At 41.0% G+C, this 945-nt stretch carries 2 protein-coding genes; one reads left to right on the forward strand and one right to left on the reverse strand.

Annotation, left to right across the window (positions count from 1 at the left end; all coding sequences use genetic code 11):
* On the reverse strand, positions 1-430 hold a 430-nt coding region (locus PKO02S_RS32065; protein ID WP_127589356.1), incomplete at its 3' end, for an SDR family NAD(P)-dependent oxidoreductase.
* A 115-nt stretch (positions 431-545) separates the two neighbouring features.
* Between PKO02S_RS32065 and PKO02S_RS32070 the strand changes: the two genes are divergently transcribed.
* On the forward strand, positions 546-945 hold a 400-nt coding region (locus tag PKO02S_RS32070; protein WP_164821835.1), incomplete at its 3' end, for a MerR family transcriptional regulator.

The raw sequence follows: 945 nt of genomic DNA on the forward strand, positions 1-945 counted from the left end.
TGTAACCGCCACCGGATGTTGCGCTAATAATCAAGAACTGATTTTGGGGTTGAGCCCCCATTTGCAGTTCAAATTCATCTTTTGTAATTTGACGCTGAGGCGGAGTCATTACCGCTGCATTGTTAACTAACGTATCCAAACTTTTGCGTTGTGCCCTCATCCGTTCGCCAAACGCTTTGACAGAGTCAAGATCCGCCAAGTCAAGCTTTTCAAAACGTATATTTCCAACAGGAATCCGTTTATTTATCTTTCTTAACGCTTCTTCTCCTTTATCCTTATTTCGACCAGCCATAATCACCTCGGCTCCAGCACAAGTCATCTCCAAAGCAATTTCATAACCGATTCCACCTGTTCCTGTAATCACAACCGTGCGTCCTTTTTGTGAGGGAATATCGGCTGCAGTCCAATTGCGTTTCATATTTTCTGCCATAATTCATACTCCTTCTTTCGCGCGTCTTGAATGTTTCTTGAATATGTTTTATATTAGCACCTAGAGTTCTATCTAAGTCAAATGTGTATCCCCTACTTTTTAAGGAGGTTTCGCCGTGTATACGATAAATGAAATTGCGAATATTTGTAATATTTCCGTTCACACAATCCGCTTTTATGATAAAGAAGGACTTTTGCCCTTTATCACCCGTAACAGCACTGGAAACCGGCAGTTTAGCGAAGCGGACCTGGAAGTGATAAAACTGATTTGCTGTCTTAAAAACACAGGGATGCAAGTCAAGGAAATTAAGCAATATATCGATTTTTGCATGCAAGGCGAAGAAACCGCTTCTGCACGGAGACAGTTGATGAATGATCACCGCAAGACAGTTCTGAACCAGATTGATGATCTAAAAAAGAGCATTAATATTATTGATTTAAAAATCGCCTTTTATGATGCTTATCTCGCGGCTCCGCATGCCGGATATGACCCGATAAAATACATGTTGGAACATA

The sequence above is a fragment of the Paenibacillus koleovorans NBRC 103111 genome (genome assembly GCF_004000845.1).
GTDB classification, from domain to species: Bacteria; Bacillota; Bacilli; order Paenibacillales; family NBRC-103111; genus Paenibacillus_AA; species Paenibacillus_AA koleovorans.